Source organism: Pseudomonas sp. MT3 (assembly GCF_054720805.1).
The window spans coordinates 97,876-121,425 of sequence record NZ_JBTVPY010000015.1 but is presented as its reverse complement, the minus strand read 5'-3'; the positions used below and the strand labels follow the sequence as shown (position 1 = coordinate 121,425).

Genomic DNA, 23,550 nt, shown 5'->3' with positions numbered 1-23,550 from the left:
GCATCAGTTCCACCAGGAAAATCCTAATGCCCCAACTTATCCACACCTGCGTCTTGCTCTTGGCCCTGCTGCTGGCTAATCCAGCCTTGGCCACCCCCGCGCAGGATTTCACCCGCGCCGACGCTCCCGAGCAGGCGAAGCTGCTGGAATCCTGGGCCGCCGCTCCCGATGCCGCACGCCTGAATTTCCTCGTCGCCTTGCAATCCGGCCGCGTCGCCGTCGATGCGCAGAACAGCGCCTTCCTGCTCGCTGACGATGGTCAGTACCACGCCGCCGAAGGCGATGCCGCTGCAGATGGTGAGCCGCAGAAGCTGCGCCTGAACAACCGCCTGCGCGGGCTGCTCAACACCGCACTGGCCAGCCACCAGCTGGTCGCCGACAGCCCCTCCGTGCGCCTGGACGCCGCGCGTCAGCTGCAGAAGAGCGCCCGTCCGGCGCAACGCACGTTGCTCGAATATCGCCTCAACGAAGAGTCCGACAACGACGTCAAAGCCGCCCTGCAACTGGCCCTGGCCAACCTGCAACTGGCCGATCCCGTCCCCACAGTGCGCCTCTCCGCCGTACGCCTGCTGGGCGAATCCGGCGATCCGCAGGCGCGCACCCGCCTGGAAAACCTCCTCGACCCCGCCGTCGAACCGGACGACTCGGTGCGCACCGCCGCCGCCACCAGCCTCGGCCAGGTCAAGCGCCGCCTGTTGATGGGCGATCTGTTCGGCCAGGCGTTCAGCGGCCTGTCGCTGGGCTCGATCCTGCTGCTGGCCGCCCTGGGCCTGGCCATCACCTACGGCCTGCTCGGGGTGATCAACATGGCCCACGGAGAAATGCTGATGCTCGGCGCCTACTCCACTTATGTGGTGCAGTTGCTCTGCCAGCGTTACGCGCCTGGTGTGCTGGAGCTGTACCCGCTGCTCGCCCTGCCGGTGGCCTTCCTGGTCACCGCGTGCATCGGCATGGCGCTGGAGCGCACGGTGATCCGCCATCTCTACGGTCGACCGTTGGAAACCCTGCTCGCCACCTGGGGCATCAGCCTGGTGCTGATCCAACTGGTGCGCGTGCTGTTCGGCGCGCAGAACGTCGAGGTGGCCAACCCGGCGTGGCTGTCCGGCGGCATCCAGGTGCTGCCCAACCTCGTACTGCCGTGGAACCGCATCGTCATCATCGGCTTCGCGCTGTTCGTGCTCGCGCTTACCTGGCTGCTGCTCAACCGCACGCGGCTGGGCCTGAACGTCCGCGCCGTCACCCAGAACCGCAACATGGCCGCCTGCTGCGGCGTGCCCACCGGCCGCGTCGACATGCTCGCTTTCGGCCTCGGCTCGGGCATCGCCGGCCTCGGAGGCGTGGCGCTGTCGCAGGTCGGCAACGTCGGCCCGGACCTGGGCCAGAGCTACATCATCGACTCCTTCCTGGTGGTGGTGCTCGGCGGTGTCGGCCAGCTCGCCGGCAGCGTGCTGGCCGCCTTCGGCCTGGGCGTGGTGAACAAGATCCTCGAACCGCAGATCGGCGCGGTGCTGGGCAAGATCCTGATCCTCGCGCTGATCATCCTGTTCATCCAGAAACGTCCGCAGGGGCTCTTCGCTCTGAAAGGGAGGGTCATCGATTGATGAAAATTCCAATGCCCGAACTGACTGCTCTTCGTAGGAGCGAGCTTGCTCGCGAACCTGCCCAGCCGCGGCGCCGCCGGAAAATCTGTTCGCGAGCAAGCTCGCTCCTACAGGTAACTTGCCCATGAACCAGCCACTCACCGTGACGGCCGCGCAGAAGGCCGGCCCGAAACTCACCGCCGGGCTCGTCGGCGCCGCCCTCGTCGCGCTGCTGATCCTGCCGCTGCTGCACCTGCTGCCGGAGAGCCACGCGCTGCACCTCTCCGCCTACGGGCTGACGCTCACCGGCAAGATCCTCTGCTATGCCATCGTCGCCCTGGCCCTGGACCTGATCTGGGGCTATGCCGGCCTGTTGTCGCTGGGCCACGGGCTGTTCTTCGCCCTGGGCGGCTACGCCATGGGCATGTACCTGATGCGCGAGGCCGCCGGCGACCAGTTACCGGCGTTCATGACCTTTCTCTCCTGGACGGAGCTGCCCTGGTACTGGGCCGGCACCCAGCACTTCCTCTGGGCGCTGTGCCTGGTGGTGCTGGCGCCCGGCCTGCTGGCGATGGTATTCGGCTTCTTCGCCTTCCGCTCGCGGATCAAGGGCGTGTACTTCTCGATCATGACCCAGGCGCTGACCTTCGCCGGCATGCTGCTGTTCTTCCGCAACGAGACCGGTTTTGGCGGCAACAACGGCTTCACCAACTTCCGCAGCATCCTGGGCTTTCCGATCACCGCGCCGGGCACCCGCGCGGCGCTGTTCATCGCCATCGTCCTGCTGCTGGCGGCGAGCCTGGCCATCGGCTTCGCCCTGGCGCGCAGCAAGTTCGGCCGGGTGCTCACCGCTCTGCGCGACGCCGAGAACCGCCTGATGTTCTGCGGCTACGACCCGCGCGGCTACAAGCTCTTCGTCTGGACCCTGAGCGCCGTGCTCTGCGGCCTCGCCGGCGCGCTGTTCGTGCCGCTGGTGGGCATCATCAACCCCAGCGAAATGTCGCCGACCAACTCCATCGAGGCCGCCGTCTGGGTCGCCCTCGGCGGGCGCGGCACGCTGATCGGCCCGCTGCTCGGCGCCGGCGTGGTGAACGGCGCGAAGAGCTGGTTCACCGTGGCCTTCCCCGAGTACTGGCTGTTCTTCCTCGGCGCGCTGTTCATCGTCGTCACCCTGTATCTGCCGCGCGGCATCCTCGGCCTGATCAAGCGGGAGAAAGAGCAATGAGAGCAGTCCCCCACCTGATGCTGGAACCGGCCTACGATCCCAACCGCGACCCAGGCGCCAGCCGCGATGCCATCGGCATCGGTTCGAGCGCCAGCGGCCAGCTGGACGTGCGCCACGGCACCATCCTCACCCTGGAAGACATCAACGTCAGCTTCGACGGCTTCCGCGCCCTGCGCGACCTCACGCTGTACATCGGCGTCGGCGAGTTGCGCTGCATCATCGGCCCCAACGGCGCGGGCAAGACCACGCTGATGGACGTGATCACCGGCAAGACCCGTCCGGACAACGGCAAGGCGTTCTTCGGCGAAACCCTCGACCTGACCCGCATGAGCGAGGTGGAAATCGCCCAGGCCGGCATCGGCCGCAAGTTCCAGAAGCCCACGGTGTTCGAGGCGCTCTCGGTATTCGAGAACCTGGAGCTCGCGCAGAAGACCGACAAGTCGGTATGGGCCAGCCTGCGGGCGAAGCTCTCCGGCGAGCAGAAGGACCGCATCGAGCAAGTGCTCACCACCATCCGCCTGCGCGAGTCGCGCAACCGCCCCGCCGGGCTGCTCTCCCACGGGCAGAAGCAGTTCCTGGAGATCGGCATGCTGCTGGTGCAGGAGCCGCAACTGTTGCTGCTGGACGAGCCGGTGGCGGGCATGACCGACGCCGAGACCGAGTTCACCGCCGAGCTGTTCAAATCCCTCGCCGGCCAGCATTCGCTGATGGTGGTGGAGCACGACATGGGCTTCGTCGGCAGCATCGCCGACCACGTCAGCGTGCTGCACCAGGGGCATGTACTGGCCGAGGGCTCACTGGAGGAAGTGCAGGCGAACGAGCAGGTCATAGAGGTCTATCTCGGCCGCTAGTTCTGAATTGGCCGCGCTCGCACCTGCGTCTGCGGCGTTGCCGGACACTTCCCCCATGCTCATTGCCAGTCGGCAACTCCGCTGGGTGAAGTGTCCGGCGCCTTGCATCCACAGACGCGATCACGGCCCTTTACAACGGCGTTCTCAAAGCCAAGAGCCCAGGAACCAATCCATGCTGCAAGTCGACAATCTGCACCAGTACTACGGCGGCAGCCACATCCTGCGTGGCCTGTCGTTCGACGCGAAGATCGGCGAGGTCACCTGCCTGCTCGGGCGCAACGGCGTGGGCAAGACCACCCTGCTGCGCTGCCTGATGGGCCTGGTGCCGGCCAGGGAAGGCAAGGTCAGCTGGGAGGGCAAGCCGATCACCGGCCTCAAACCGCACCAGCGCGTGCATGCCGGCATCGCCTACGTGCCGCAGGGGCGGGAAATCTTTCCGCGCCTGACGGTGGAGGAAAACCTGCTGATGGGCCTGTCGCGGTTCAGCGCCGGCCAGGCCAAGACGGTGCCCGAGCCCATCTACGAGCTGTTCCCGGTGCTGCGGGAAATGAAGCAGCGGCGCGGCGGCGACCTCTCCGGCGGCCAGCAGCAACAGCTCGCCATCGGCCGCGCCCTGGCCAGCCGGCCACGCCTGCTGATCCTCGACGAGCCCACCGAAGGCATCCAGCCGTCGGTGATCAAGGAGATCGGCGCGGTGATCCGCAAGCTCGCCGAACGTGGCGACATGGCCATCCTGCTGGTGGAGCAGTTCTACGATTTCGCCGCCGAACTGGCCGACCAGTACCTGGTGATGTCCCGTGGCGAGATCGTCCAGCAGGGGCGCGGCGCGGACATGGAAGCCGAGGGCGTGCGCGGATTGGTAGCCATCTGAGGTGAGGGCAACTCGCTCCTACAGGATCAGTATGGGTGCTCCTTGTAGGAGCGAGCTTGCTCGCGAACCCAGGTCCACACCGAGACGACCTGTCACTGGCGAACGACCGTGGCGGGTGGCAAGCTGCCAGGCCCGTATCGGCTTTTCCGGAGTTGGTCATGCCCCTCGTCCTGCGTCCAGCCGTCAATGACGACGCCGGTTTCGCCGCAGTCTGCGTGGCAGCCGCCTACGCCCAGTGGATTCCCAGGCTCGGCCGCAAGCCGGGACCGATGCTGGACGACTACCACGCCATCATCGCCGAGGACCACGTACTGATCGCCGAGCAGGACGGCGCACCGGTCGGCCTGCTGGTGATGCGCGAGACCGAGGAAGGCTTCCTGCTCGACAACATCGCCGTGCTGCCCGAGTGCGCCGGCCAGGGCATCGGCCGCGTGCTGCTGGTGCACGCCGAGGAAGCCGCCGCAAAGCTGGGCTACCCGTCGCTGTACCTCTACACCAACGAACGCATGGTGGAGAACATCGAGCTGTATGCGAAGAACGGCTATCAGGAATACGCGCGCCGGCTGGAGAGCGGCTTCCACCGCGTGTACATGCGCAAGCAACTGGGCTGAGACCCGGCTTTTTTGTAGGAGCGAGCTTGCTCGCGAACACCGGCGGGCGTCGAAGCTCGGGCCGGTTCGCGAGCAAGCTCGCTCCCACAGGGATCTACGCACCGATCAGGTGCATTCATGTCGATGACGCACCGCAAAAGCGCCCTTACCTGACCGATCGGACAAGCCCACTTTTCTGTCTCGATCCCTCACCCCGCCTGACCTGCTCGTCCTCGACAGCGAACAGCGCACTATCCTGGCGCGCCCGGCACGGTGATTGCTCTGTCCTGTGCATCCTTCGTTTCGAAGCTGCCCATGAACGCACCGGCCACCCTCTTCCACCCCGCCTGGCACGCCGAGCTGGAGCTGGCCTACGCCCGCGTCGGCGACAGCACGCGGCCGGTCACCCGGCGTCATCTCGGCCCGTTGCGGGTGCAGAAGCACCTGTACGCGGAAGGGCCGCAGGTCTGCCAGCACATCGTCGTGCACCCGCCCGGCGGCATCGCCGGAGGCGATACGCTGAACCTCGATATCCACGCCGGTCAGGACAGCTGGGCGCAGCTCACCAGCCCCGGCGCGGCCAAGTGGTACCGCGCCGGTTGCCCGGCGAAACAGCAGTTGAACGTGCGCGTCGGTCCCGGCGCCACGCTGGAATGGCTGCCGCAGGAAACCATCGTCTATTCCGGCGCGCAGGCCGAGCTGAGCACCCGCATCGACCTCGAAGCGGATGCCCGGCTGTTCTACTGGGACGTCGTCGCCCTCGGCCGCCCCGCCAGCGGCGAGCGCTTCGACGACGGCCACTTCGCCGCCGCCCTGGACATCCGCCGCGACGGCCAGCGCCTGTGGCACGAACGCCAGCGCGTGACCGGCAACGACCGCCTGCTCGACTCGCCCATCGGCCTCGCCGGCCACCCGGTGATGGCCACGCTGATCGCCAGCGGGCAGATCGACGCGGCGCTGATCGAAGCCTGTCGCGCCATCCCCTGCCAGGGGCGTGGCAACCTCACCCAACTGCCCGGCCTGGTAGTCGCCCGCTGCCTCGCCCACGAGGCGCTGCACGCCCGCGCCTGGCTCATCGAACTCTGGCGCCGGCTGCGGCCGGCGCTGCTCGGCCGCGAGGCCGTTCCTCCCCGAATCTGGAGCACCTGACATGGACCTGACTCCCCGCGAGAAGGACAAGCTGCTGATCTTCACCGCCGGCCTGGTCGCCGAGCGCCGCCTCGCCCGAGGTGTAAGACTCAACTACCCGGAGGCCGTGGCGCTGATCTCCGCCGCGTTGCTCGAAGGTGCGCGGGATGGCCAGACGGTCGCCGACCTGATGCACTACGGCACCACGCTGCTGAGCCGCGAACAGGTGATGGAAGGCGTGCCGGAGATGATCCCGGAGATCCAGGTGGAAGCCACCTTCCCGGACGGCACCAAGCTGGTCACCGTGCACCAGCCCATCGCTTGACGCCCCATTCGGCGAATAGAGCGCTCCGCTTTATTCGCCCTACGAAAGAAGGAACCGACATGCTCATCCGCGACGCCAGCCAAGCCGACCTCGGCAGTCTGCGCGATATCTACAACGACGCCGTGCTCAACACCACCGCGATCTGGAACGAGGTCGCCATCGACCTGGAGAACCGCCGCGCCTGGCTGGAATTGCGCGCGCAGCAGGGCTTCCCGGTGCTGGTGGCCGAAGACGGCGGCGAAGTGGTGGGCTACGCCAGCTACGGCCCGTGGCGCGCCTTCGACGGCTTTCGCGAGACGGTCGAGCACTCGGTCTACGTGCGTGCCGACCAGCGCGGCAAAGGCCTCGGCCCGCTGCTGATGCAGGCGCTGATCGAGCGCGCCCGCGCCCAGGGCCTGCACGTGATGGTCGCGGCCATCGAGAGCGGCAATATCGCGTCGATCCGTCTGCACGAGCGTCTGGGCTTCATCACCAGCGGGCAGATGCCGCAGGTGGGCCAGAAGTTCGGCCGCTGGCTGGACCTGACCTTCATGCAACTGATCCTCGACCCACGGAGCTCCCCATGATCCCTGGCGAATACGACATCCAGCCCGGCGAGATCGAACTCAACGCCGGCCGCCGCACCCTCGCCCTGACGGTGGCCAACAGCGGCGACCGGCCGATCCAGGTCGGCTCGCACTACCACTTCTTCGAGACCAACGACGCACTGCTGTTCGACCGTGACGCGGCGCGCGGCATGCGCCTGAATATTCCCGCCGGAACGGCCGTGCGCTTCGAGCCGGGGCAGAGCCGCGAAGTGGAGTTGGTGGAGCTGGCAGGCGAGCGCAAGGTGTATGGATTTGCCGGACGGGTGATGGGGGCGCTCTAGGCTCCCTCACCCCGGCCCTCTCCCGGAGGGAGAGGGAGAAAAGCAGCCCGCTGCAGCGGGATAGTTCAGCGCGCCGATCAGCCCCCTCTCCCCTTGGGAGAGGGTTGGGGTGAGGGCAGCGCCAATGCACGGATCGATCAGGGAGCCCCGATGAAGATCAGCAGACAAGCCTACGCCGACATGTTCGGCCCAACCGTCGGCGACCGCGTGCGCCTGGCCGATACCGGTCTGTGGATCGAGGTGGAGCAGGACTTCACCGTCTACGGCGAGGAAGTGAAGTTCGGCGGCGGCAAGGTCATCCGCGACGGCATGGGCCAGAGCCAGCTGTGCGCCGCACAGGTCGTCGACACGGTGATCACCAACGCGCTGATCCTCGACCACTGGGGCATCGTCAAGGCCGACGTAGGCCTCAAGCACGGGCGCATCGCCGCCATCGGCAAGGCCGGCAACCCGGACATCCAGCCCGGCGTGACCATCGCCCTGGGCGCCAGCACCGAAGTGATCGCCGGCGAAGGCATGATCCTCACCGCTGGCGGCATCGACACACACATCCACTTCATCTGCCCGCAGCAGATCGAAGAGGCGCTGATGAGCGGAGTCACCACCATGATCGGCGGCGGCACCGGCCCGGCCACCGGCACCAACGCCACCACCTGCACCTCCGGCCCGTGGCACATGGCGCGCATGCTCCAGGCCGCGGACGCCTTCCCGATGAACATAGGCTTCACCGGCAAGGGCAACGCCAGCCTGCCGCTGCCGCTGGAAGAGCAGGTACGCGCCGGCGCCATCGGCCTGAAGCTGCACGAGGACTGGGGCACCACCCCGGCGGCCATCGACAACTGCCTGTCCGTGGCCGATCGCCTCGACGTGCAGGTGGCGATCCATACCGACACCCTCAACGAATCCGGCTTCGTCGAAACCACCCTCGCCGCGTTCAAGGGCCGCACCATCCACACCTACCACACCGAGGGCGCCGGTGGCGGCCACGCACCGGACATCATCAAGGCCTGCGGCTTCGCCAACGTGCTGCCCAGCTCGACCAACCCGACCCGGCCCTTCACCCGCAACACCATCGACGAACACCTGGACATGCTCATGGTCTGCCACCACCTGGACCCGAGCATCGCCGAGGACGTGGCCTTCGCCGAGTCACGCATCCGCCGCGAGACCATAGCCGCCGAGGACATACTCCACGACCTCGGCGCCTTCAGCATGATCAGCTCCGACAGCCAGGCCATGGGCCGCGTCGGCGAAGTGATCACGCGCACTTGGCAGACCGCCGACAAGATGAAAAAACAGCGCGGCGCACTGGACGGCGACGGCGCGCGCAACGACAACTTCCGCGCCAAGCGCTACATCGCCAAGTACACCATCAACCCGGCGATCACCCACGGCGTCGCCCATGAAGTGGGCAGCATCGAAGTGGGCAAGCTGGCCGACCTGGTGCTCTGGCGTCCAGCGTTCTTCGGCGTGAAGCCAAGCCTGATCCTCAAGGGCGGCGCCATCGCCGCGAGCCTGATGGGCGACGCCAACGCGTCGATTCCGACGCCGCAGCCGGTGCACTACCGGCCGATGTTCGCGAGCTTTGGCGGCAGCCGCCACGCCACTTGCCTGACCTTTCTCAGCCAGGCCGCGTTCGACCTCGGCGTGCACCACGAACTGGGCCTGCGCAAGGCCATCGGCGTGGTGAAGGGCTGCCGCAGCGTGCAGAAGACCGACCTGATCCACAACGCCTACCTGCCGCACATCGAGGTCGACGCGCAGAACTACCAGGTACGCGCCGACGGTCAGTTGCTGTGGTGCGAACCGGCTGACGTGCTGCCGATGACGCAGCGGTATTTTCTCTTTTGAGGCAGGCTCCTCCGTGCTCGGCCACGGCGCAACGAGAGCAGGGGTGGACGGATCGAGGTCGAACAGGCCGACGGTAGCGTGCTGGTGCCGCTGAGACCGACCGCGCCGACGTCCGGAAACAGAAAACGGCGCTGTCGGGCGCCGCTTTCATAATCGGATCGAGGCATTTCAGCGCAACTGGCTGTCCTTGCTGCCGCGTCGGTTGTAACCGGAATAGGCCGCCTGCTCCTTGTCATGCTCGGCCTGGCAGTTCACGCACAGGCGCACGCCGGGGATAGCCTTGCGCCGCGCCTCGGGGATCGGCGCATCGCATTCCTCGCAATGGGTCAGGCTCTCGCCCTTGGGCAACTGGTTGCGCGCCCGTGCGATGGCGTCCTCGATGGTGCTGTCGATCTGCTCCTGAACCGCTCCGTCGTTTGCCCAGCCGCTGGCCATGGCGACCTCCGTCGATTGATCACTATTCATACAGATATGAAGGGTGTCTGAGGCAATTGCAAGGGGTCGCCGTCCTGAGGCGAAACGGCGCATTACACCAGCATTATCGGACTCATCTTACAGGCAGAGCGGAGCATGAAACCGAGAATGGCGCCCTCCACGTCATCCAAGGAACCCATCATGCGATTCGTTTACGCGCTGTTCGCCGGTCTGATGCTGACGGGAGCGCTGCCCGGCCTCGTATCCGCTGCCGAGGCCAGCGCCCGTCAGACCGATCCGCTGTTGCAGGATATCGAGCGCTATCTGCTGCTCTACGCGGCCACCGGCGATGATCGCTTCCTGACTCGGCTGGACAGCCTTGGCGTGGTGTTCGAAAGCCAGCTCGGCGAGCAGAAGCAAGCCAGGACGCTGAAGGACATCTGGCAATTGCATCAGCAGACGCTGAGCAAGGTGCGCGATGCTCACACCAAGAAGGACGTCGATCTGAAAGAAGCATTGCAGCAGACCCAGGAGGTCGCCGAACTGTTCGACAGCTTCCTGGAGAGTTCCTCGGACAGCGTACCGTCGATGCGCGGAGAACTGCGCGAACTGGCGCTGCTGGAAGCCCGGAAGGCCAACCGCAAGTTACTGGGCGAGCCGTCCGCGACGCAGAGCGAACGCATCGAAGCGCTGTGTGCAAGCCTGCAGTCCCGCCTTGAGGCCTTGCCGGACAATCCCGCGCGCGACAGCCTGATGGCGCACTGGACATTCCTGCGCAAGAGCCAGGCGGCCGGTGGCACCCTGCTCTACCCGTTCAACGCGCAGATCGAGTACCTCAGCAGCCATATCCCCCAAAGCTGAGTGGGGAACGGAAGGAGTCTTACTCCTTCACTTCCATGTATTCCCGTGCCCAGATCTGGTACTCCTCGGGCAGGGTGTATTTCTTCGCCAGCTCCGACGCGGTGAGATCGGAGGCGTGCACGCCGCGCTGCTCGCGCAGGCAGTCGTAGGTCGCCTTGATCGCCGCGAAGTAGGCGGCGTGGCCGTCCACCACGATACGCACGCCCAATTCCGCCAGGCGCTGGTCGTCGCGTAGCGCCGGGTTGCCGTAGGACACCAGCATCAGCGGCACGGAGAGGTGGCGGGAGATCGCCTCCAGGTGGTCGAAGTCGCGGATACCGACCATGCAGATGCCGTCGGCGCCGGCGGCCTGGTAGGCCAGGGTGCGGCGGATAACGTCGTCCACTTCCAGCACTTCGGCGTTGGTGCGGGCGATGATCGCCATGTCTTCGTCGATGCGCGCCTCGATGGCCGCTCGGATCTTGCCCACGCCTTCTTCCACGCTGATCAGGTCGGTGGACTTGCGGCCGAACTGCGCCGGCAGCAGGGTGTCCTCGATGGTCAGCGCGGCCACGCCGGCGCGTTCCAGCTCGACCACGGTGCGCATGGTGTTCAGCGCGTTGCCGTAGCCGTGGTCGGCGTCAGCGAGCACCGGCAGGCGAGCCACACGGCCGATGCGGGTGGCCTGCTCGACGAACTCGCTGAGGGTGATCAGGGCGAAGTCCGGCGCCGCCAGAACTTGTAGTGAAGCTACAGAACCACCCAGGATACCTACCTCGAACCCCAGGTCCGCGGCGATGCGCGCCGACATCGGATCGAACACCGAGGCGGTGTGGTAGCAGGAGGAGGAAGTCAGTAAGGCGCGAAATTCCTTGCGCAATTCGTGAAAGGAGGCTCTGTGCATGGTGGGGTCCAACGGCTTATACGGGGTGGGAAAGAAAAATCAGTGGGCAAAAACTCTTGTAGGAAAACTACAGGAACGCAATGTAGCAAAACTACAAGCTACTCCCCAAGCCCTCTTTGCCACCACCGCTTCCCGACAGATACCCTGGCTTTCCCCACACGCTCGCGTAAACTGCGCGGCCGTTTTTTCTCCGGACACCCGCGCACCATGTTCCAGACCACTGAAGCCCGCGCCCTGGGCATCGACTTCGGCACCTCCAACTCCACCGTCGGCTGGTGGCGTCCGGGCACGGAACCGCTGATCACCCTGGAAGACGACAAGATCACCCTGCCCTCGGTGATCTTCTTCAACGTCGAGGAGCGTCGCCCGGTGTACGGCCGCCTGGCCCTGCACGAGTACCTGGAAGGCTACGAAGGCCGCCTGATGCGCTCGCTGAAAAGCCTGCTGGGCTCCTCGCTGCTGAAAAGCGAGACCACCGTGCTGGGCAGTGCCATGCCGTTCAAGGACCTGCTGGGGCTGTTCATCGGCGAGCTGAAGAAACGTGCCGAGGCCGTCGCCGGCCGTGAGTTCGACGCCGTGGTGCTGGGCCGTCCGGTGTTCTTCGTCGACGACGATCCCAAGGCCGACCAGGAAGCCCAGGACACCCTGGTGGCCGTGGCGCACAAGCTCGGCTTCAAGGAGGTCTCCTTCCAGTACGAACCGCTGGCCGCGGCCTTCGACTACGAGCGCGGCATCCAGCGCGAAGAACTGGTGCTGATCGTCGACATCGGCGGCGGTACTTCCGACTTCTCGCTGGTGCGCCTGTCGCCGGAGCGCCGTGAAGTGGCCGACCGCCACGGCGACATCCTCGCCACCGGCGGCGTGCACATCGGCGGCACCGACTTCGACAAGCAGTTGAGCATCCAGGGCGTGATGCCGCTGTTCGGCTACGGCAGCCGGATGAAGAGCGACGCCTTCATGCCGACCAGCTACCACCTCAACCTCGCCACCTGGCACACCATCAACGCGGTATATGCGCAGAAGTCCCAGCTGGCGCTGCAGAACATGCGCTACGACATCGTCGACGCCACCGGCATCGACCGCCTGTTCAAGCTCATCGAGCAGCGCGCCGGCCACTGGCTGGCGATGCAGGTGGAAGCCAGCAAGATCGAACTGTCCGACGCCGATCGCCGCGATATCGACCTCGCGCGCGTCGAGGCCGGCCTGGTCGCCGAGCTGAGCCGCGAGCTGTTCGAAGGCGCCATCGGCCCACTGCTGGAGCGCGTGCGCGGCAGCATCGGCGAACTGCTCAACTCCGCCGACGTGGATCCGGCGCGGGTCGACAGCGTGTTCTTCACCGGCGGCTCGTCCGGCGTACCGGCGCTGCGCCAGAGCGTGGCGGCGATGCTGCCCAACGCCCGGCACGTGGACGGCGACCGCTTCGGCGGCATCGGCAGCGGCCTGGCCATCGAAGCGAAGAAGCGCTACGGCTGAGCAGCGCTGCCCCGGCGGCCCCTCGCCCCGGGGCCGTCGCCGCCCCCGCCGTGCGCGGATTGCGCCGGAGCGCACTGACGCCCGTCCCGCCTTGCGCTAGCGTTGAGAATCATCCCCTCACGCTGGAAGCCGCCATGTCACTCCTCCGTCTCGCCATCCTCGTCAGCCTGCCGTGTGCGCTCGCCGCCTGCGGCCTGGGCGAAACGGCCGCCACCGCAACCACCGCGGCCAGCCTGCAAGCCCAGCGGGCGCAACAGGCCCAGCAGCAGATGCAACAGATCAAACAGCAGATCGACCAGGCCAATGTGCAGAACCAGCAACGCCTGGACGATGCGCTGAAAGACGCGCAATAGCGCAGATTTCTCGAACTCCCCGGCCGCGTTGCCGCTCCAAGTTGTGCAAGTGCGTCGCTCACACCAAGCCGCTTCGAACCCAGGAGAGCCCTATGGACAAACGATCACTGCTGGCATTGCTCGTACTGGCGTCATTGGCGGGCTGCGCCTCCACCAGGGTGCAGAACCCGGTCAACTACATCACCTTCCGCGACGAGCCGCTGGTCCGCAATGTCGACAAAGGCATGACCGGGGAACAGGTGCTGCGCATCGGCGGGCCACCCTCGGCCACGCAGAAGCGCCTGATGAATCCCGGTAGCTGCAACAGCTACATCCTCAGCAAGGATGGCCAGCAGCAGCCCTTCTACGTCAGCTTCGACGGCAGCGGCAAGGTCGATGGCTCGGGCTTCATGAGCTGTTCCGAACTGGACCGCCACGAGCGCGACTACCAGCCCTGAGCCCACGGCCCTCGTCCCTTCCGGACGAGGGCCGTCTCCCGCCGCTCAGCGCAGCGCCTCGATCAGTTCATCCTTGCGCATGCGCCAGCGCCCGCGGATGCCCTTGCGCCCGGCCCGCTCGAGCAACTGCTCGCGGGTCAGCTCCGCCAGGGGTGCCAGGCTCCGCCCGCCGGGCTTGGGCGATGTGCCCTTGCGGGTCTTGGCCGCGCGCCGTGCCGAGGCGCTGCGGGCCATGCCCTTGGCCTCTTCGCTCTTGCGTTGAGCGCCGCCACCCTTGCGTTCGCCGCCGCCGGACTGGCGATTGACCGTGGCCCAGGCCAGCGCCTCGGCTTCCTCGCGGCTCATTCCCAGGTGCCGGTAGCTCTCTTCGATATGCGCTGCCTTGCGCTTCTGGCGGGCGCTGTACAGGCTCTTGTCTCCACGGGGCATGACGTTCTCCTTGCTCGAAGGTCTACCGAGAGTGGACCGGCCCCGCGTTGAAATATTCACTCCGATGTGCCGCCGTCTATCATGCGAACACCCAGCCAGGAGCCCACACCATGAAACACCGGATCATCGAACTGCCCGCCTTCACCGTGGTGGGCCTGGAGTATCGGGGCAACGCTCCCGGCGACAGCATCGGCCAGCTCTGGCAGCGCTTCCTGCCGCGCGAGCACGAGATCGGCGCCAGCGTCCGGGACAAGTACGCCTATGGCGTCTGCACCCAGCTGCCGGGCGGCGAGTTCCACTACATCGCGGCGCTGCCGGTGGAGGCCGACGCCGCGGTGCCCGACGGTATGCTGAAGTTCGAGGTGCCGGCGCAGAAATACGCCGTATTCACCCACATCGGCCCGGTACAGGGGATCACCGACAGCTTCCAGGCCATCTATTCCAGTCTGCTCGCCCGCGCCGGTCTCACGCCGCGCAAGGGGATCGACCTGGAACGCTACACCGAACGCTTCCTCGGCCCGGAGAATCCGGCCTCGGAAACCGACCTGTACATTCCGGTCTATTGACCCAGTCTGCCGCCAGCCCCGCCTCTATTTGCGCTTGCCCGGCGCCGGCGCCTTCGCCGGCTGCTTCATCTGCTGCAGCAGCGGCCCGCACTGGTTGTCGTCCTTCTGGCTGGGCGCCACCAGTGCCAGCAACGCGGCGGCCGGCGCCACCGCCACGCCCAGCGCGAGCATGCCCGCGCCGCGCAGTACCAGCGGCCCGCTGTGTACTCCGGCGCGGGGATTCTTGAAGGTGCCCTGGACGTAGAGCGGCGAGCGCAGCGAGAAGATGCGCAGCCCCTTGCTCTCGGGAATCACGTCCAGGTCCAGCTGCTCGGTGGCGAAGTTGGCGGTGCCCTGCACGTTGATGATGGCGTTTTCCGTGTCGAACACGAATACCCGTGGCTGCGCCAGGCCCCGGGTGATGCCGACATCGGCGGCGGCGCAGTTGATCTTCACCTCGTCATCGCCGAACAGCTTGGCCACCACGTAGTTACCCAGGTTCAGGCCGGCGATCTCCATCAGCCCCTTGCTGATCCGCCCATCGTTGATCAGCAGTTTCATCTGCCCGTTGGCGCCGCCGAGGATGCTCGCCACCGAGTTGCCGGTGCCGCTGAGCGCGGCGTCGCCGTTGAGCTCGCCGAAGCTGGTCTGCATTGGCGCGAAGCTGGGGAACAATTGCTTGAGCTTGAAGCCGCGCGCCTTCAGTTCCACCTGGCTCTGCATCGGCGTCTTGCCGCCGTCCAGGCGGATGTGTGCATCCAGCGCGCCACCCGCCACGCCGAAACGCAGCGGCTCCAGGGTCAGTTGGCCATCGTTGAGCACCAGGTGGGTATAGAGGTCGCTGATCGGCAGCTTGTCGCTGTGCACGATGCGCTTGCCGGTGAACTCCACGTCGGCATCCATCGCGCGCCAGCGATCGGTGCGGAAGGCTTCCACCGGCAGCACCTTGTCCGGCGGCTGACGGCTGGCCTGGCCGCGCGCCTGCTTGTCCTTGTTCGAATCGGCACCGATCAGCGGGCCCAGGTCGACCATGCGCAACTGCTCGGAACGCAGCTTGCCGGAGAGCTTGGGACGCGGCTGGCGATTGACGAACAACAGGCTGCCGTGGAGATCACTGCCGCCGACCTTGCCGTTGAAGTCCTCATAGTGGAAGGTCGCGCCGTCGGGGTCCTTCAGTTGCGCCGTGAGGCGACCGTCGGTCTCGTAGGCCGGGGTATCGGGCAGGGTCACGCCGGTGAGCGGGAACAGGTTGGCCATGCTGCTGCCGGCCAGCTTCAGGCGCAGGTCGAGCGCGCCCAGGTTCAGCGGATCGGTCAGCCGGCCGACCACACTGGCGCGGGTGCTGCCGGCGGCGATATCCGCCTGCACCGGGAAGGGCTTGGCGGCGTCCTGCAACGCCAGCATGCCGCCCACCTTGCCGGCACCGTTCAACGGCAGGCCCTTGTACTCGCCCTTGAGCTTCCAGCCGAACACATAATCCTGGATATCCGCCGCGCCCGCCCCGGCCAGCGCCTTGCCGGCCAACTGACCGAAGGGCACCGGCTTGCCGAGGGGGTCCACCAGTAGCTCCAGGCGGGTCCCGAGGCTCCGGTCATCGAGGGTGATGCGTCCCTTGTCGAAGCCGATCTCGCCGATCTCCAGCGTCCAGGACGACGGCTCGGGACTGGGCTCCGCCTCGCGCCTGGGCAGCTCGAAGGTCCAGGTGGCGCGGCCGTCGGCCAGGCGCAGCAGGTCCGCGCTGGGGCGTGTGAGGATGATCTGCGGGATCTTCACGGTCCGCCAGAGCAACGGCAATGGCGCCAGGCGGAACTCGACCTTTTCCAGGCTGGCGAACCGATCCTGGCTGTCCGGGCGGGTGGCCCAATCGGGATTGCCGAGCGTGATGTCGGCGGCGCTGAAATGCGGCCAGGGCACCCAGGCCCGCCAGCCGCCCTCTTCCGGCTCGGTACGCCAGAGCACCTGCAAGTCGCCGTTGATGGCGAAGGAGCGCCCCAGTTCGGCGGACACCTTCTCGTTGATCATCGGCTTCACCTGGTTCCAATCGAAGGTGGCGATGAAGACCAGCAAGGCCGCGAGGAGCGCGACGAGGCCGGTGACGGTCCAAAGGCAGATTCGCTGGCCGCGCGTCATACATGAACTCCCTGGTTGCCGCGTCGGTGGAAGGCCTGGCATCCCGGCGCCAGAGCCCGTGCATGGGGTGCGATGAAACCACGGTCGCCGGAGTCCGCCGTGTCGGCATTCTCCCTTGGTCCGTCAGTTTGGACCACCGTTGCCGGGGTAAATCTCCCGCAACAGACGGTACAACGACCGACGCCGGCGTACGAAACGCCTCCTGCCAGGGAAGGAAAGCCTGCAAACACCCTGGGGCCTCTCGCCAGACTCCGCCGCTCCACAGCCCGCCACTGAAACAGTGAAAGTGGCGTTCCAGAGCGATCCTGAGTAGCTTTTCGAGAAATATATCGATCAATTAAATACTAACGATTACACCGATAGCCTCCATCGAGGCCATTGATAGATGACAGATTTAATTATCAACTAATTGTTTTAAAAGAATAAATATAACAATCATCGACATCGATACAGACTATCTCCCCAGATCGTTTTCCAATCGACAATCCAGAACAGATACTGAGCCCGTGTCCAACGAACTCTCCCACTCTTTCTGGAGCCGCATCATGAAACGCACCCTCGTACTTGGCCTTGCCCTCTCCGTACTTGCTGCCAATGCCGCTTTCGCCGGCGCCCAGCAAGAGTCCCCGGTTGTGAACGCCAGCCACGTTCAGATGCTGGTCCAGGACGGCGCCGAACGCACCCTGGATCAACAACAGAAACAACTGGACGCAGCCAAGGCCCGCATTGCCGAGAACGGCTCGAGCCAGACGGTCGACCGCCTGCACAAGGACATGAGCGTTGCCGAAAACGGCTCCAGCCAGACCATCGACCGCCTGCACAAGCAACTGGGCGTTGCCGAGAACGGTTCGAGCCAGTCGGTCGACCGTCTGCATAAGGACATGAGCGTTGCCGAAAACGGCTCCAGCCAGACCATCGACCGCCTGCACGGCAACATGGTCGCCGAATCCGGTGGCGATACCGTCTTCGACGCCCACCTCAAAGCCTGATCCACGCCGTACGCCGCAAGGCGCCAGAAAAGCCCGGCCACGCCGGGCTTTCTTATGCCCGGGATCGCTGCAACAGCACCCTCGATGCAAGGCCAGCCCGGTTTTGTAACGGCATCCTACCCAGCGCATCGCCGCGAACGCCTGGAAGCACCGCCCCAGAGTGCTTTCCGTCGCTCCATCATTTCCAGCGATAGTTGAAATTAGCCCCCTAAATAATCGACATCGTTGATCCACTGTATTGAGAAGCATCGTTTTTAAATCGATTAATCCGAAGGGAAAATGAACCCGTAGCCAGAAACTTCCTCCCCCTTTGGAGCCGCACAAAATGAAACGTCAGATCGCCCTCAGCCTTGCACTCACCTCCCTGATGACCGCCAACGCCGTCTTCGCCGCCCCGGCCATCCTGACTCCCGCCGCCCAGCCGCAAATCATCGCCCAGGACGGTTCCGACCGTACCATCGACCGCCTGCACAAGCAGATGGGCGAAGAAGTCCGCGTGGCCGACAACGGCACCGAACGCACCATCGATCGTCTGCACAAGCAGATGAGTGAAGAGGCCCGTGTCGCCGCCAACGGTTCCGAGCACACCATCGACCGTCTGCACCAGGAAATGAACCAGGCTCGCGTCGCCGAGAATGGCTCCGAACACAGCGTCGATCGCCTGCACGGCAACATGGTTGCCGAATCCGGTGGCGATATCGTCTTCGACGCCCACCTCAAAGCCTGATCCAGCAGTACGCCGCAAGGCGCCAGAAAAGCCCGGCCTGTGCCGGGCTTTCTTATTTCCGAAGCGGTCCGGGGTTTGCATCGTCACGACGACACCCCAAGGAGCCGCCCATGCACGCATCCCCCCTGAACATCCGCGACGCCCACCCGGATGACCTGTCCACCATCGCCGCGATCTACCGCCACTACGTGCTGCACTCCTGTGCCACCTTCGAGGAAACGCCGCCCACAACCGCCGAGCTGGAACAGCGGTACGCCGGCGTCGTCGCCAGCGGCCTGCCCTACCTGGTGGCCGAATGCGAGGGGGAGGTGCTGGGCTACTGCTACGCCACGCCGTTCCGCCAGCGCCCGGCCTACCGCTTCACCCTGGAGAACTCGGTCTACGTGCGCCACGATGCAAGCGGCCAGGGAATCGGCAGCGCCCTGCTGCGGACACTGCTGGCGCGCTGCGGGCGCGGCCCGTGGAAGCAGGTGATCGCCGTGGTCGGCGACAGCGAAAACCACGCCTCGCGGGCGCTGCATCGGCGTTTCGGATTCCGCGAGGTGGGTGTGCTGGAGAAGGTCGGCTTCAAGCTCGGCCGCTGGGTGGACACCGTCTACCTGCAGCGCGAGCTGAACCCGTGAAGTAGCGTCAGGCCTTGGTTTCGGCGCTATCCGGCTCGCCATCGGAGCGGCCGATGGTCGCCGGTGCTTCCACCACCAGTTCCTCCGGCACCTCGTCGACGCGTGGGTCGAGGGTGGCGGCCATCGGGCTGACGGTATCGGGCATGGCCACGTGGTGCAGCGGCGCCTCGTCGACGCGGTGCACGCCGGTCACGCGCTTGGGCTGGACCCAGAAGATCAGCACCAGCGCATAGGCCGACACCAGCATGTAGAACATGCCCGGCCCGAAGTGACGCATCATCGCGCCGGCGAACAGCGGGCCGATACAGGCGCCGACGCCGTAGGTGGTCAGCAGCATCGCCGACAACGCCACGCGGCGCGGCTGCTCGACATGGTCGTTGGCCAGCGCCACCGCCAGCGGATAGAGGGTGAACAACAGCATGCCGGTCACGAAACCATTGGCCAGCAACGCCCAGTACGGCAGCGAAACCAGCCCCCACATCGGCACCGACGCCAGGCACAACAGCAGCGCGTTGCCGCGAATCAGCCAGCTGCGGTTCATCCGGTCCGACAGCCAGCCCAGCGGCCACTGCGCACAGAAGCCGGCGATGATGCACATGCCGACGAACAGGCTCGACTGCGAGGTATCCAGGCCGTTGCGCGCCGCATACACCGGCGCCAGGCCGTAGAAGGCGCCGACCATCAGGCCGGCGACGAAGATGGTGCCCAGCGATTGCGGTACGCGCTTCCAGAAGAAACCGATTTCCAGCGGCGCCGCCACCAGCTTGGCCGGGTGCACCCGGCGGGTCAGCGCCAGCGGGATCAGGCAGGAGGAGAAGCACATGGCGACCAGCAGCAGCGGCTTGTAGTCCAGCGCCGGGCTCATCGCCAGCAGTCCCTGGCCAATCACCAGGCCGGCGTCCACCGCCACCATGTAGCCGGCGAACACCTTGCCGCGCTGGTGTCCTTCGGCCTGCTCGTTGAGCCAGCTCTCGATCACCATGTACTGGTTCATCATCACCGCGCCCATCACGAAGCGCAGCACCACCCAGACTTCCAGCTGCGAGACCAGCGCGTGGATCAGCACGATCACCGTCGCCAGCCCCGCACAGGCCACGTAGGAGCGGATGTGGCCGAAACCGGCGATCAGCTTGTGACCGAACTTGCCGCCGCAGACCAGGCCGAAGTAGTAGGCGGCCATCAGGCCACCGACCCACAGGTCGCTGACGCCTTCCTGGGTCAGGCGCAGGCCCATGTAGGTGGTGAACAGGCCGGAGCCGGCCAGCATCAGCAAGGTGGCGGTATAAAGCGCGGGAAAGGTGACGAGCGGGCTGAACATGGCGAGTCCGGCAGACAGTGGGGATGGGGATGGGACGGCGAGATGACCGTCCGACATCGGACAGCGGCCGCCCGGCAAAGATCACATGGCGTGACGCCGAGCGCATTATGGCCGGCGACCGGTGCGCCGGCTATCGGCTGCGCGTCCGCCGGCAAATCGGGGAAACCATTCCGCCAGCCGGCCCCTCCAATGCAGTATGTGGCCGGAGAATCGCCATGCTGCTCCAGGATATCAAGCCGTTCCTGCTCTACTGCACCCTGATCAACTACGTCATCCTGCTGATCTGGTTCGCCGCCTTCAGCTTCGCCCACGACGGTCTCTATCGCCTGCATTCGCGCTGGTTCAAGATTTCGCCCGAGCACTTCGACGCGCTGCACTATGGCGGCATGGCCGTGTACAAGATCGGCGTGCTGGTGCTGAATCTGGCGCCGCTGATCGCCCTCCACCTGCTCCAGTGACACCGCGCCCTGCGACGAAATGACCGCCCGTCCAATAGCTAAGTGCTGAAATTTATTGGAAATATTCGTGTCGTAGGGTGCACGCAGTTTGAAGGAGATCCCCCGTGCACCACGCTACTCGCAGCCTGCGAAAAACCCTCGACGCCGTTGCCGCCAACAACGAAGCCACGGCGCTGGAAATCATGCGAGCCGTCGATCAGGTCCAGGACGACCTGCTGCGGCAGAAGTTGCTCAAAGCCATCCACCACCTCAACCAGGACGCCACCGACCTGCGCGCCCTGCGCGAGGAAGTCAACGCGCCGCTGAGCCGGCGCGCCTGATCCGCCTCACCCATTCGCCGCCGCGTTGGGCAGGCGGTAGATCCAGATTCGCCGGATGACCGTGGCGAACTGTGCGGACAGCCGGCCGCTGTTGTAGGTCTGGCCGTAGCGCGCGGCGATCTCGCGTACCTGGCGCGACAGCTCGGCGTAGCGGCGCGCCGGCAGGTCGGGGAACAGGTGGTGTTCGATCTGGTGGCTGAGGTTGCCGGTGAGAATGTGGAACAGCCGCCCGCCCTCCAGGTTGCTCGATCCGCGCAGTTGGCGCAGGTACCAGTGGCCGCGCGTCTCGTTCTCCAGCACCTGCGGCGGGAACACTGCGGCCTTTTCGGTGAAATGGCCGCAGAAGATCACCGTGAAGGTCCACAGGTTGCGCATCAGGTTGGCGATCACGTTGCCCAGCAGTACCGCGCCGAACGCCCCGCTGAATAGCCCCAGCAGCGGGAACACCGCGTAATCCTTGATCCACTGGCGGCCAACCTTGGCGTTGAACTGGCGCAGCAGCGGGCGCAGCTCGTCCCGGCTCATGCGGCCCTTCAGGTACTTGTCCAGGCGCAGGTGCTGGATGGCCACGGCGTACTGGAACAGTAGCGCCTGGAGCGTCACCCACAGCGGCTGCCAGCGGTAGAAGGGTTTCCACTTCTGCTCGGGGAACAGGCGCACCACGCCGTAGCCGACGTCGTCGTCCTTGCCCAGCACGTTGGTGTAGGTGTGATGGATGTGGTTGTGGGTGTGCCGCCAGAAGTCCGAGGGGCCGACGATATCCCACTCATAGGTGCGCCCGGCGAATTCCGGGTCGTTCATCCAGTCGTACTGGCCATGCATGACATTGTGGCCCAGCTCCATGTTCTCCAGGATCTTGCCCAGCCCGAGCAGGAAGGTGCCGAGCAGCCAGGTGGGCGGGAACCAGCCGGCCATCAGCAGCGCACGGCCGCTCCAGCAGCAGAAGCGCACCGCCGCGCGGATACGGCGGATGTAGCGGGCGTCGGTCTCGCCCAGATCGTGCAGGGTGAGCTGGCGCAGGGCGTCCAGTTCGGCACCGAAGGACGCCAGCTCGGCGGCGGATAGATCGCGGTCGTCGCGCATGGGGAATTTTTTCCTGGGCCTGGATCAGAGGTCGACGGTCAGGTCGCCCTGGGGCGCGCTGATACAAATACGGATGGGCTGACCCGGCTCGCTGAACAGCTCGCCGCTGCGCAGGTCGCGCACGCAGCCGCTGACCAGGGTGCAGGTGCAGCTGGCGCAGACGCCCTGGCGGCAACCGTGGGCCGGACGCAGGCCGATGGCTTCGGCCTGTTCCAGCAGGCTGCGGCGGCTGTCGCCGGCGACTTCCAGCGCGCTGCGGGCAAAGCGTAGGCTCACCGATCTGGCGGGCTCACCCTCGTCCCAGCGCGGCGGGCTGAAGCTTTCCAGCTGAAGGCTGCGGCTGCTCGCCCCGAGCGCCTGGCGCACGCTGTCGACGAAGCCGCCGGGGCCGCAGGCCAGTACATGGCGCTCGCCCAGCGCCTGGACATGCTCAAGGTGAAAACGCCCGCGCAACTCGCCGCTCACCGGCGCATCGCCGCTCAGGGCCCAGCGCAGTTCGAGGTTGGGATGCTGCCGCGCCAGCGTCTCCAGCGCGGAGACGAACGCGCGCTGGCCACGCTCGCGGACGTAATGCAGCAGCGTCACCGGCCCGTTATAGCCACGCGCCAGCGCCTCGCGCAGCAGGCCGAGCAGGGGCGTCAGCCCACTGCCCGCCGCCAGCAGCAGTACACCCTGCCCGTCCTGCGGCCAGCTCAGGTCGCCGTCCGGCCGGCCCAGCTCCAGCACCTCGCCCACCGCCAGTTGGTGCAGCAGGTAGGAGGACACGCGGCCGCCGGGCTGCAGCTTCACCGCGAATTCCAGGCAACCGTCCGCGGCGATGCGGGTCAGACTGTAGCTGCGGCTGCAGCGCACGCCATCGCGCTCGATGTACAACTGCACGTGCTGGCCGGGCTGCGCCCCGCTCCAATGGGCGTTCGGCCGCAAGCGCAGTTCGAGCATGTCGTCCGCCACCCATTGCCGCGCCTCGACTCGAGCGTACACCCGGTCCAGCGCCCAGCCGGGATTGAGCGTACGCAGCACGGCATCGACATCCGACTCGCGCAGCCACTGGCCGCGCACCAGGGCGCGCAAGGGCACGAGCAGCGGCCGGAGCAGGCGCAAGCCGGCGAAAGGAAGGATCGACATGAGCGACACCGAATAGTAAACAGATGTTCACTAAAATCTCATGCATGGGAGATTTCAGTCAACACATGTTCACTGTGTTGTGTAGGAACTTCC

27 protein-coding genes are annotated in these 23,550 nt (G+C 66.0%); 20 read left to right on the top strand and 7 right to left on the bottom strand.

All coding sequences use genetic code 11. The annotated features are described in order from the left end of the window. Positions 1-26 precede the first annotated feature (26 nt). The 10 genes from urtB (at position 27) to ureC (ending at position 9,289) form a co-directional block, all read left to right on the top strand. Positions 27-1,601 carry an urea ABC transporter permease subunit UrtB gene (gene urtB / locus ACYCAX_RS17015; protein WP_460248444.1) on the top strand — a complete coding sequence of 525 codons (1,575 nt, stop codon included), beginning with the start codon at positions 27-29 and terminating at the stop codon, positions 1,599-1,601. Positions 1,602-1,725: 124 nt separating this feature from the next. Then, a complete protein-coding gene (gene urtC / locus ACYCAX_RS17010) occupies positions 1,726-2,805 on the top strand; it encodes an urea ABC transporter permease subunit UrtC (RefSeq protein ID WP_460248443.1) in 1,080 nt (359 codons plus the stop codon). Then, entirely contained in the window at positions 2,802-3,656 is an 855-nt protein-coding gene (gene urtD, locus ACYCAX_RS17005; protein WP_460248442.1) for an urea ABC transporter ATP-binding protein UrtD, read from the top strand. The genes urtC and urtD overlap by 4 nt, the downstream gene beginning before the upstream one ends. Before the next feature lie 172 nt (positions 3,657-3,828). Beyond that, a complete protein-coding gene (urtE, locus tag ACYCAX_RS17000; RefSeq protein ID WP_460248441.1) occupies positions 3,829-4,527 on the top strand; it encodes an urea ABC transporter ATP-binding subunit UrtE in 699 nt (232 codons plus the stop codon). Positions 4,528-4,685: 158 nt separating this feature from the next. After that, entirely contained in the window at positions 4,686-5,138 is a 453-nt protein-coding gene (locus ACYCAX_RS16995; protein ID WP_294974536.1) for a GNAT family N-acetyltransferase, read from the top strand. A 294-nt stretch (positions 5,139-5,432) separates the two neighbouring features. Continuing rightward, complete coding sequence (locus tag ACYCAX_RS16990) at positions 5,433-6,266, top strand: urease accessory protein UreD (protein ID WP_460248440.1); 834 nt, start codon at positions 5,433-5,435, stop codon at positions 6,264-6,266. A 1-nt stretch (position 6,267) separates the two neighbouring features. Then, the gene (locus ACYCAX_RS16985; protein WP_015479073.1) at positions 6,268-6,570 is read left to right on the top strand and encodes an urease subunit gamma; all 303 of its coding nucleotides are present in this window, start codon (positions 6,268-6,270) and stop codon (positions 6,568-6,570) included. Between the two features lie 59 nt (positions 6,571-6,629). Further along, positions 6,630-7,136 carry a GNAT family N-acetyltransferase gene (locus ACYCAX_RS16980; RefSeq protein WP_460248439.1) on the top strand — a complete coding sequence of 169 codons (507 nt, stop codon included), beginning with the start codon at positions 6,630-6,632 and terminating at the stop codon, positions 7,134-7,136. Further along, the gene (locus ACYCAX_RS16975) at positions 7,133-7,438 is read left to right on the top strand and encodes an urease subunit beta (RefSeq protein ID WP_331317618.1); all 306 of its coding nucleotides are present in this window, start codon (positions 7,133-7,135) and stop codon (positions 7,436-7,438) included. The genes ACYCAX_RS16980 and ACYCAX_RS16975 overlap by 4 nt, the downstream gene beginning before the upstream one ends. Positions 7,439-7,588: 150 nt before the next feature. Further along, positions 7,589-9,289 (top strand): urease subunit alpha, encoded by a 1,701-nt coding sequence (gene ureC, locus ACYCAX_RS16970; protein WP_460248438.1) that lies wholly within the window; start codon positions 7,589-7,591, stop codon positions 9,287-9,289. 168 nt (positions 9,290-9,457) lie between these two features. Here ureC and ACYCAX_RS16965 read toward each other — a convergent pair whose 3' ends face one another. After that, complete coding sequence (locus ACYCAX_RS16965; RefSeq protein WP_015479077.1) at positions 9,458-9,724, bottom strand: DksA/TraR family C4-type zinc finger protein; 267 nt, start codon at positions 9,722-9,724, stop codon at positions 9,458-9,460. Positions 9,725-9,904: 180 nt separating this feature from the next. On the opposite strand from ACYCAX_RS16965, the gene ACYCAX_RS16960 reads away from it, so the two are divergent. Further along, positions 9,905-10,564, top strand: coding sequence for a hypothetical protein (locus tag ACYCAX_RS16960; protein WP_294974522.1), 660 nt, complete (start codon positions 9,905-9,907; stop codon positions 10,562-10,564). A gap of 19 nt (positions 10,565-10,583) precedes the next feature. On the opposite strand, the gene ACYCAX_RS16955 is transcribed toward ACYCAX_RS16960, so the two are convergent. Next, complete coding sequence (locus ACYCAX_RS16955) at positions 10,584-11,447, bottom strand: isocitrate lyase/PEP mutase family protein (RefSeq protein WP_015479079.1); 864 nt, start codon at positions 11,445-11,447, stop codon at positions 10,584-10,586. A gap of 207 nt (positions 11,448-11,654) precedes the next feature. Here ACYCAX_RS16955 and ACYCAX_RS16950 point away from each other — a divergent pair, with 207 nt between their 5' ends. The 3 genes from ACYCAX_RS16950 to osmE all read left to right on the top strand — a co-directional run bounded on the left by ACYCAX_RS16950 (position 11,655) and on the right by osmE (position 13,710). Then, entirely contained in the window at positions 11,655-12,920 is a 1,266-nt protein-coding gene (locus ACYCAX_RS16950) for an Hsp70 family protein (protein WP_294974516.1), read from the top strand. Positions 12,921-13,054: 134 nt separating this feature from the next. Further along, the gene (locus tag ACYCAX_RS16945) at positions 13,055-13,273 is read left to right on the top strand and encodes a hypothetical protein (RefSeq protein WP_294974512.1); all 219 of its coding nucleotides are present in this window, start codon (positions 13,055-13,057) and stop codon (positions 13,271-13,273) included. Between the two features lie 92 nt (positions 13,274-13,365). Further along, complete coding sequence (gene osmE, locus ACYCAX_RS16940; RefSeq protein ID WP_015479082.1) at positions 13,366-13,710, top strand: osmotically-inducible lipoprotein OsmE; 345 nt, start codon at positions 13,366-13,368, stop codon at positions 13,708-13,710. 45 nt (positions 13,711-13,755) lie between these two features. Here osmE and ACYCAX_RS16935 read toward each other — a convergent pair whose 3' ends face one another. Next, positions 13,756-14,139, bottom strand: coding sequence for a termination factor Rho (locus ACYCAX_RS16935; protein WP_294974504.1), 384 nt, complete (start codon positions 14,137-14,139; stop codon positions 13,756-13,758). A 110-nt stretch (positions 14,140-14,249) separates the two neighbouring features. Between ACYCAX_RS16935 and ACYCAX_RS16930 the strand changes: the two genes are divergently transcribed. After that, a complete protein-coding gene (locus tag ACYCAX_RS16930; RefSeq protein ID WP_460248437.1) occupies positions 14,250-14,705 on the top strand; it encodes a GyrI-like domain-containing protein in 456 nt (151 codons plus the stop codon). A 24-nt stretch (positions 14,706-14,729) separates the two neighbouring features. Here ACYCAX_RS16930 and ACYCAX_RS16925 read toward each other — a convergent pair whose 3' ends face one another. Further along, positions 14,730-16,814 (bottom strand): AsmA family protein, encoded by a 2,085-nt coding sequence (locus ACYCAX_RS16925; protein ID WP_294974498.1) that lies wholly within the window; start codon positions 16,812-16,814, stop codon positions 14,730-14,732. 545 nt (positions 16,815-17,359) lie between these two features. Here ACYCAX_RS16925 and ACYCAX_RS16920 point away from each other — a divergent pair. The 3 genes from ACYCAX_RS16920 (at position 17,360) to ACYCAX_RS16910 (ending at position 19,153) form a co-directional block, all read left to right on the top strand. Then, on the top strand, positions 17,360-17,803 hold the full coding sequence (locus tag ACYCAX_RS16920) for a hypothetical protein (RefSeq protein ID WP_460248436.1): 444 nt from the start codon (positions 17,360-17,362) through the stop codon (positions 17,801-17,803). Between the two features lie 325 nt (positions 17,804-18,128). Continuing rightward, positions 18,129-18,530, top strand: a complete 402-nt coding sequence (locus ACYCAX_RS16915; RefSeq protein WP_294974492.1) for a phage infection protein — start codon at positions 18,129-18,131, stop codon at positions 18,528-18,530. A 110-nt stretch (positions 18,531-18,640) separates the two neighbouring features. After that, on the top strand, positions 18,641-19,153 hold the full coding sequence (locus tag ACYCAX_RS16910) for a GNAT family N-acetyltransferase (protein ID WP_294974489.1): 513 nt from the start codon (positions 18,641-18,643) through the stop codon (positions 19,151-19,153). A 7-nt stretch (positions 19,154-19,160) separates the two neighbouring features. Here ACYCAX_RS16910 and ACYCAX_RS16905 read toward each other — a convergent pair whose 3' ends face one another. Further along, positions 19,161-20,471 carry an MFS transporter gene (locus tag ACYCAX_RS16905; protein ID WP_015479089.1) on the bottom strand — a complete coding sequence of 437 codons (1,311 nt, stop codon included), beginning with the start codon at positions 20,469-20,471 and terminating at the stop codon, positions 19,161-19,163. Between the two features lie 215 nt (positions 20,472-20,686). On the opposite strand from ACYCAX_RS16905, the gene ACYCAX_RS16900 reads away from it, so the two are divergent. Together ACYCAX_RS16900 and ACYCAX_RS16895 are read left to right on the top strand one after the other, a co-directional pair. After that, entirely contained in the window at positions 20,687-20,929 is a 243-nt protein-coding gene (locus ACYCAX_RS16900) for a DUF6868 family protein (protein ID WP_294974483.1), read from the top strand. A gap of 104 nt (positions 20,930-21,033) precedes the next feature. Continuing rightward, positions 21,034-21,249: a hypothetical protein gene (locus ACYCAX_RS16895; protein WP_015479091.1), complete on the top strand. Its 216-nt coding sequence runs from the start codon at positions 21,034-21,036 to the stop codon at positions 21,247-21,249. 6 nt (positions 21,250-21,255) lie between these two features. Here ACYCAX_RS16895 and ACYCAX_RS16890 read toward each other — a convergent pair whose 3' ends face one another. Both ACYCAX_RS16890 and ACYCAX_RS16885 read right to left on the bottom strand, forming a co-directional pair. Next, positions 21,256-22,332, bottom strand: a complete 1,077-nt coding sequence (locus tag ACYCAX_RS16890) for a fatty acid desaturase family protein (protein WP_294974477.1) — start codon at positions 22,330-22,332, stop codon at positions 21,256-21,258. Between the two features lie 24 nt (positions 22,333-22,356). After that, positions 22,357-23,457 (bottom strand): ferredoxin reductase, encoded by a 1,101-nt coding sequence (locus ACYCAX_RS16885; protein WP_460248435.1) that lies wholly within the window; start codon positions 23,455-23,457, stop codon positions 22,357-22,359. Positions 23,458-23,550 lie beyond the last annotated feature (93 nt).

What these genes read in the sequence shown, in the direction of transcription:
- ACYCAX_RS16920 (WP_460248436.1), top strand. Translation starts at nt 17,360, where the DNA reads ATGAAACGCACCCTCGTACTTGGCCTTGCCCTCTCCGTACTTGCTGCC.
- ACYCAX_RS16965 (WP_015479077.1), bottom strand. Translation starts at nt 9,724, where the DNA reads ATGGCCAGCGGCTGGGCAAACGACGGAGCGGTTCAGGAGCAGATCGAC.
- ACYCAX_RS16990 (WP_460248440.1), top strand. Translation starts at nt 5,433, where the DNA reads ATGAACGCACCGGCCACCCTCTTCCACCCCGCCTGGCACGCCGAGCTG.
- ACYCAX_RS16915 (WP_294974492.1), top strand. Translation starts at nt 18,129, where the DNA reads ATGAAACGTCAGATCGCCCTCAGCCTTGCACTCACCTCCCTGATGACC.
- urtB (WP_460248444.1), top strand. Translation starts at nt 27, where the DNA reads ATGCCCCAACTTATCCACACCTGCGTCTTGCTCTTGGCCCTGCTGCTG.
- ACYCAX_RS16890 (WP_294974477.1), bottom strand. Translation starts at nt 22,332, where the DNA reads ATGCGCGACGACCGCGATCTATCCGCCGCCGAGCTGGCGTCCTTCGGT.
- urtE (WP_460248441.1), top strand. Translation starts at nt 3,829, where the DNA reads ATGCTGCAAGTCGACAATCTGCACCAGTACTACGGCGGCAGCCACATC.
- osmE (WP_015479082.1), top strand. Translation starts at nt 13,366, where the DNA reads ATGGACAAACGATCACTGCTGGCATTGCTCGTACTGGCGTCATTGGCG.
- ACYCAX_RS16950 (WP_294974516.1), top strand. Translation starts at nt 11,655, where the DNA reads ATGTTCCAGACCACTGAAGCCCGCGCCCTGGGCATCGACTTCGGCACC.
- ACYCAX_RS16930 (WP_460248437.1), top strand. Translation starts at nt 14,250, where the DNA reads ATGAAACACCGGATCATCGAACTGCCCGCCTTCACCGTGGTGGGCCTG.
- ACYCAX_RS16925 (WP_294974498.1), bottom strand. Translation starts at nt 16,814, where the DNA reads ATGACGCGCGGCCAGCGAATCTGCCTTTGGACCGTCACCGGCCTCGTC.
- ACYCAX_RS16935 (WP_294974504.1), bottom strand. Translation starts at nt 14,139, where the DNA reads ATGCCCCGTGGAGACAAGAGCCTGTACAGCGCCCGCCAGAAGCGCAAG.
- ACYCAX_RS16900 (WP_294974483.1), top strand. Translation starts at nt 20,687, where the DNA reads ATGCTGCTCCAGGATATCAAGCCGTTCCTGCTCTACTGCACCCTGATC.
- ACYCAX_RS16960 (WP_294974522.1), top strand. Translation starts at nt 9,905, where the DNA reads ATGCGATTCGTTTACGCGCTGTTCGCCGGTCTGATGCTGACGGGAGCG.
- ACYCAX_RS16975 (WP_331317618.1), top strand. Translation starts at nt 7,133, where the DNA reads ATGATCCCTGGCGAATACGACATCCAGCCCGGCGAGATCGAACTCAAC.
- ACYCAX_RS16995 (WP_294974536.1), top strand. Translation starts at nt 4,686, where the DNA reads ATGCCCCTCGTCCTGCGTCCAGCCGTCAATGACGACGCCGGTTTCGCC.
- ureC (WP_460248438.1), top strand. Translation starts at nt 7,589, where the DNA reads ATGAAGATCAGCAGACAAGCCTACGCCGACATGTTCGGCCCAACCGTC.
- ACYCAX_RS16985 (WP_015479073.1), top strand. Translation starts at nt 6,268, where the DNA reads ATGGACCTGACTCCCCGCGAGAAGGACAAGCTGCTGATCTTCACCGCC.
- ACYCAX_RS16905 (WP_015479089.1), bottom strand. Translation starts at nt 20,471, where the DNA reads ATGTTCAGCCCGCTCGTCACCTTTCCCGCGCTTTATACCGCCACCTTG.
- ACYCAX_RS16955 (WP_015479079.1), bottom strand. Translation starts at nt 11,447, where the DNA reads ATGCACAGAGCCTCCTTTCACGAATTGCGCAAGGAATTTCGCGCCTTA.
- urtC (WP_460248443.1), top strand. Translation starts at nt 1,726, where the DNA reads ATGAACCAGCCACTCACCGTGACGGCCGCGCAGAAGGCCGGCCCGAAA.
- urtD (WP_460248442.1), top strand. Translation starts at nt 2,802, where the DNA reads ATGAGAGCAGTCCCCCACCTGATGCTGGAACCGGCCTACGATCCCAAC.
- ACYCAX_RS16980 (WP_460248439.1), top strand. Translation starts at nt 6,630, where the DNA reads ATGCTCATCCGCGACGCCAGCCAAGCCGACCTCGGCAGTCTGCGCGAT.
- ACYCAX_RS16910 (WP_294974489.1), top strand. Translation starts at nt 18,641, where the DNA reads ATGCACGCATCCCCCCTGAACATCCGCGACGCCCACCCGGATGACCTG.
- ACYCAX_RS16885 (WP_460248435.1), bottom strand. Translation starts at nt 23,457, where the DNA reads ATGTCGATCCTTCCTTTCGCCGGCTTGCGCCTGCTCCGGCCGCTGCTC.
- ACYCAX_RS16945 (WP_294974512.1), top strand. Translation starts at nt 13,055, where the DNA reads ATGTCACTCCTCCGTCTCGCCATCCTCGTCAGCCTGCCGTGTGCGCTC.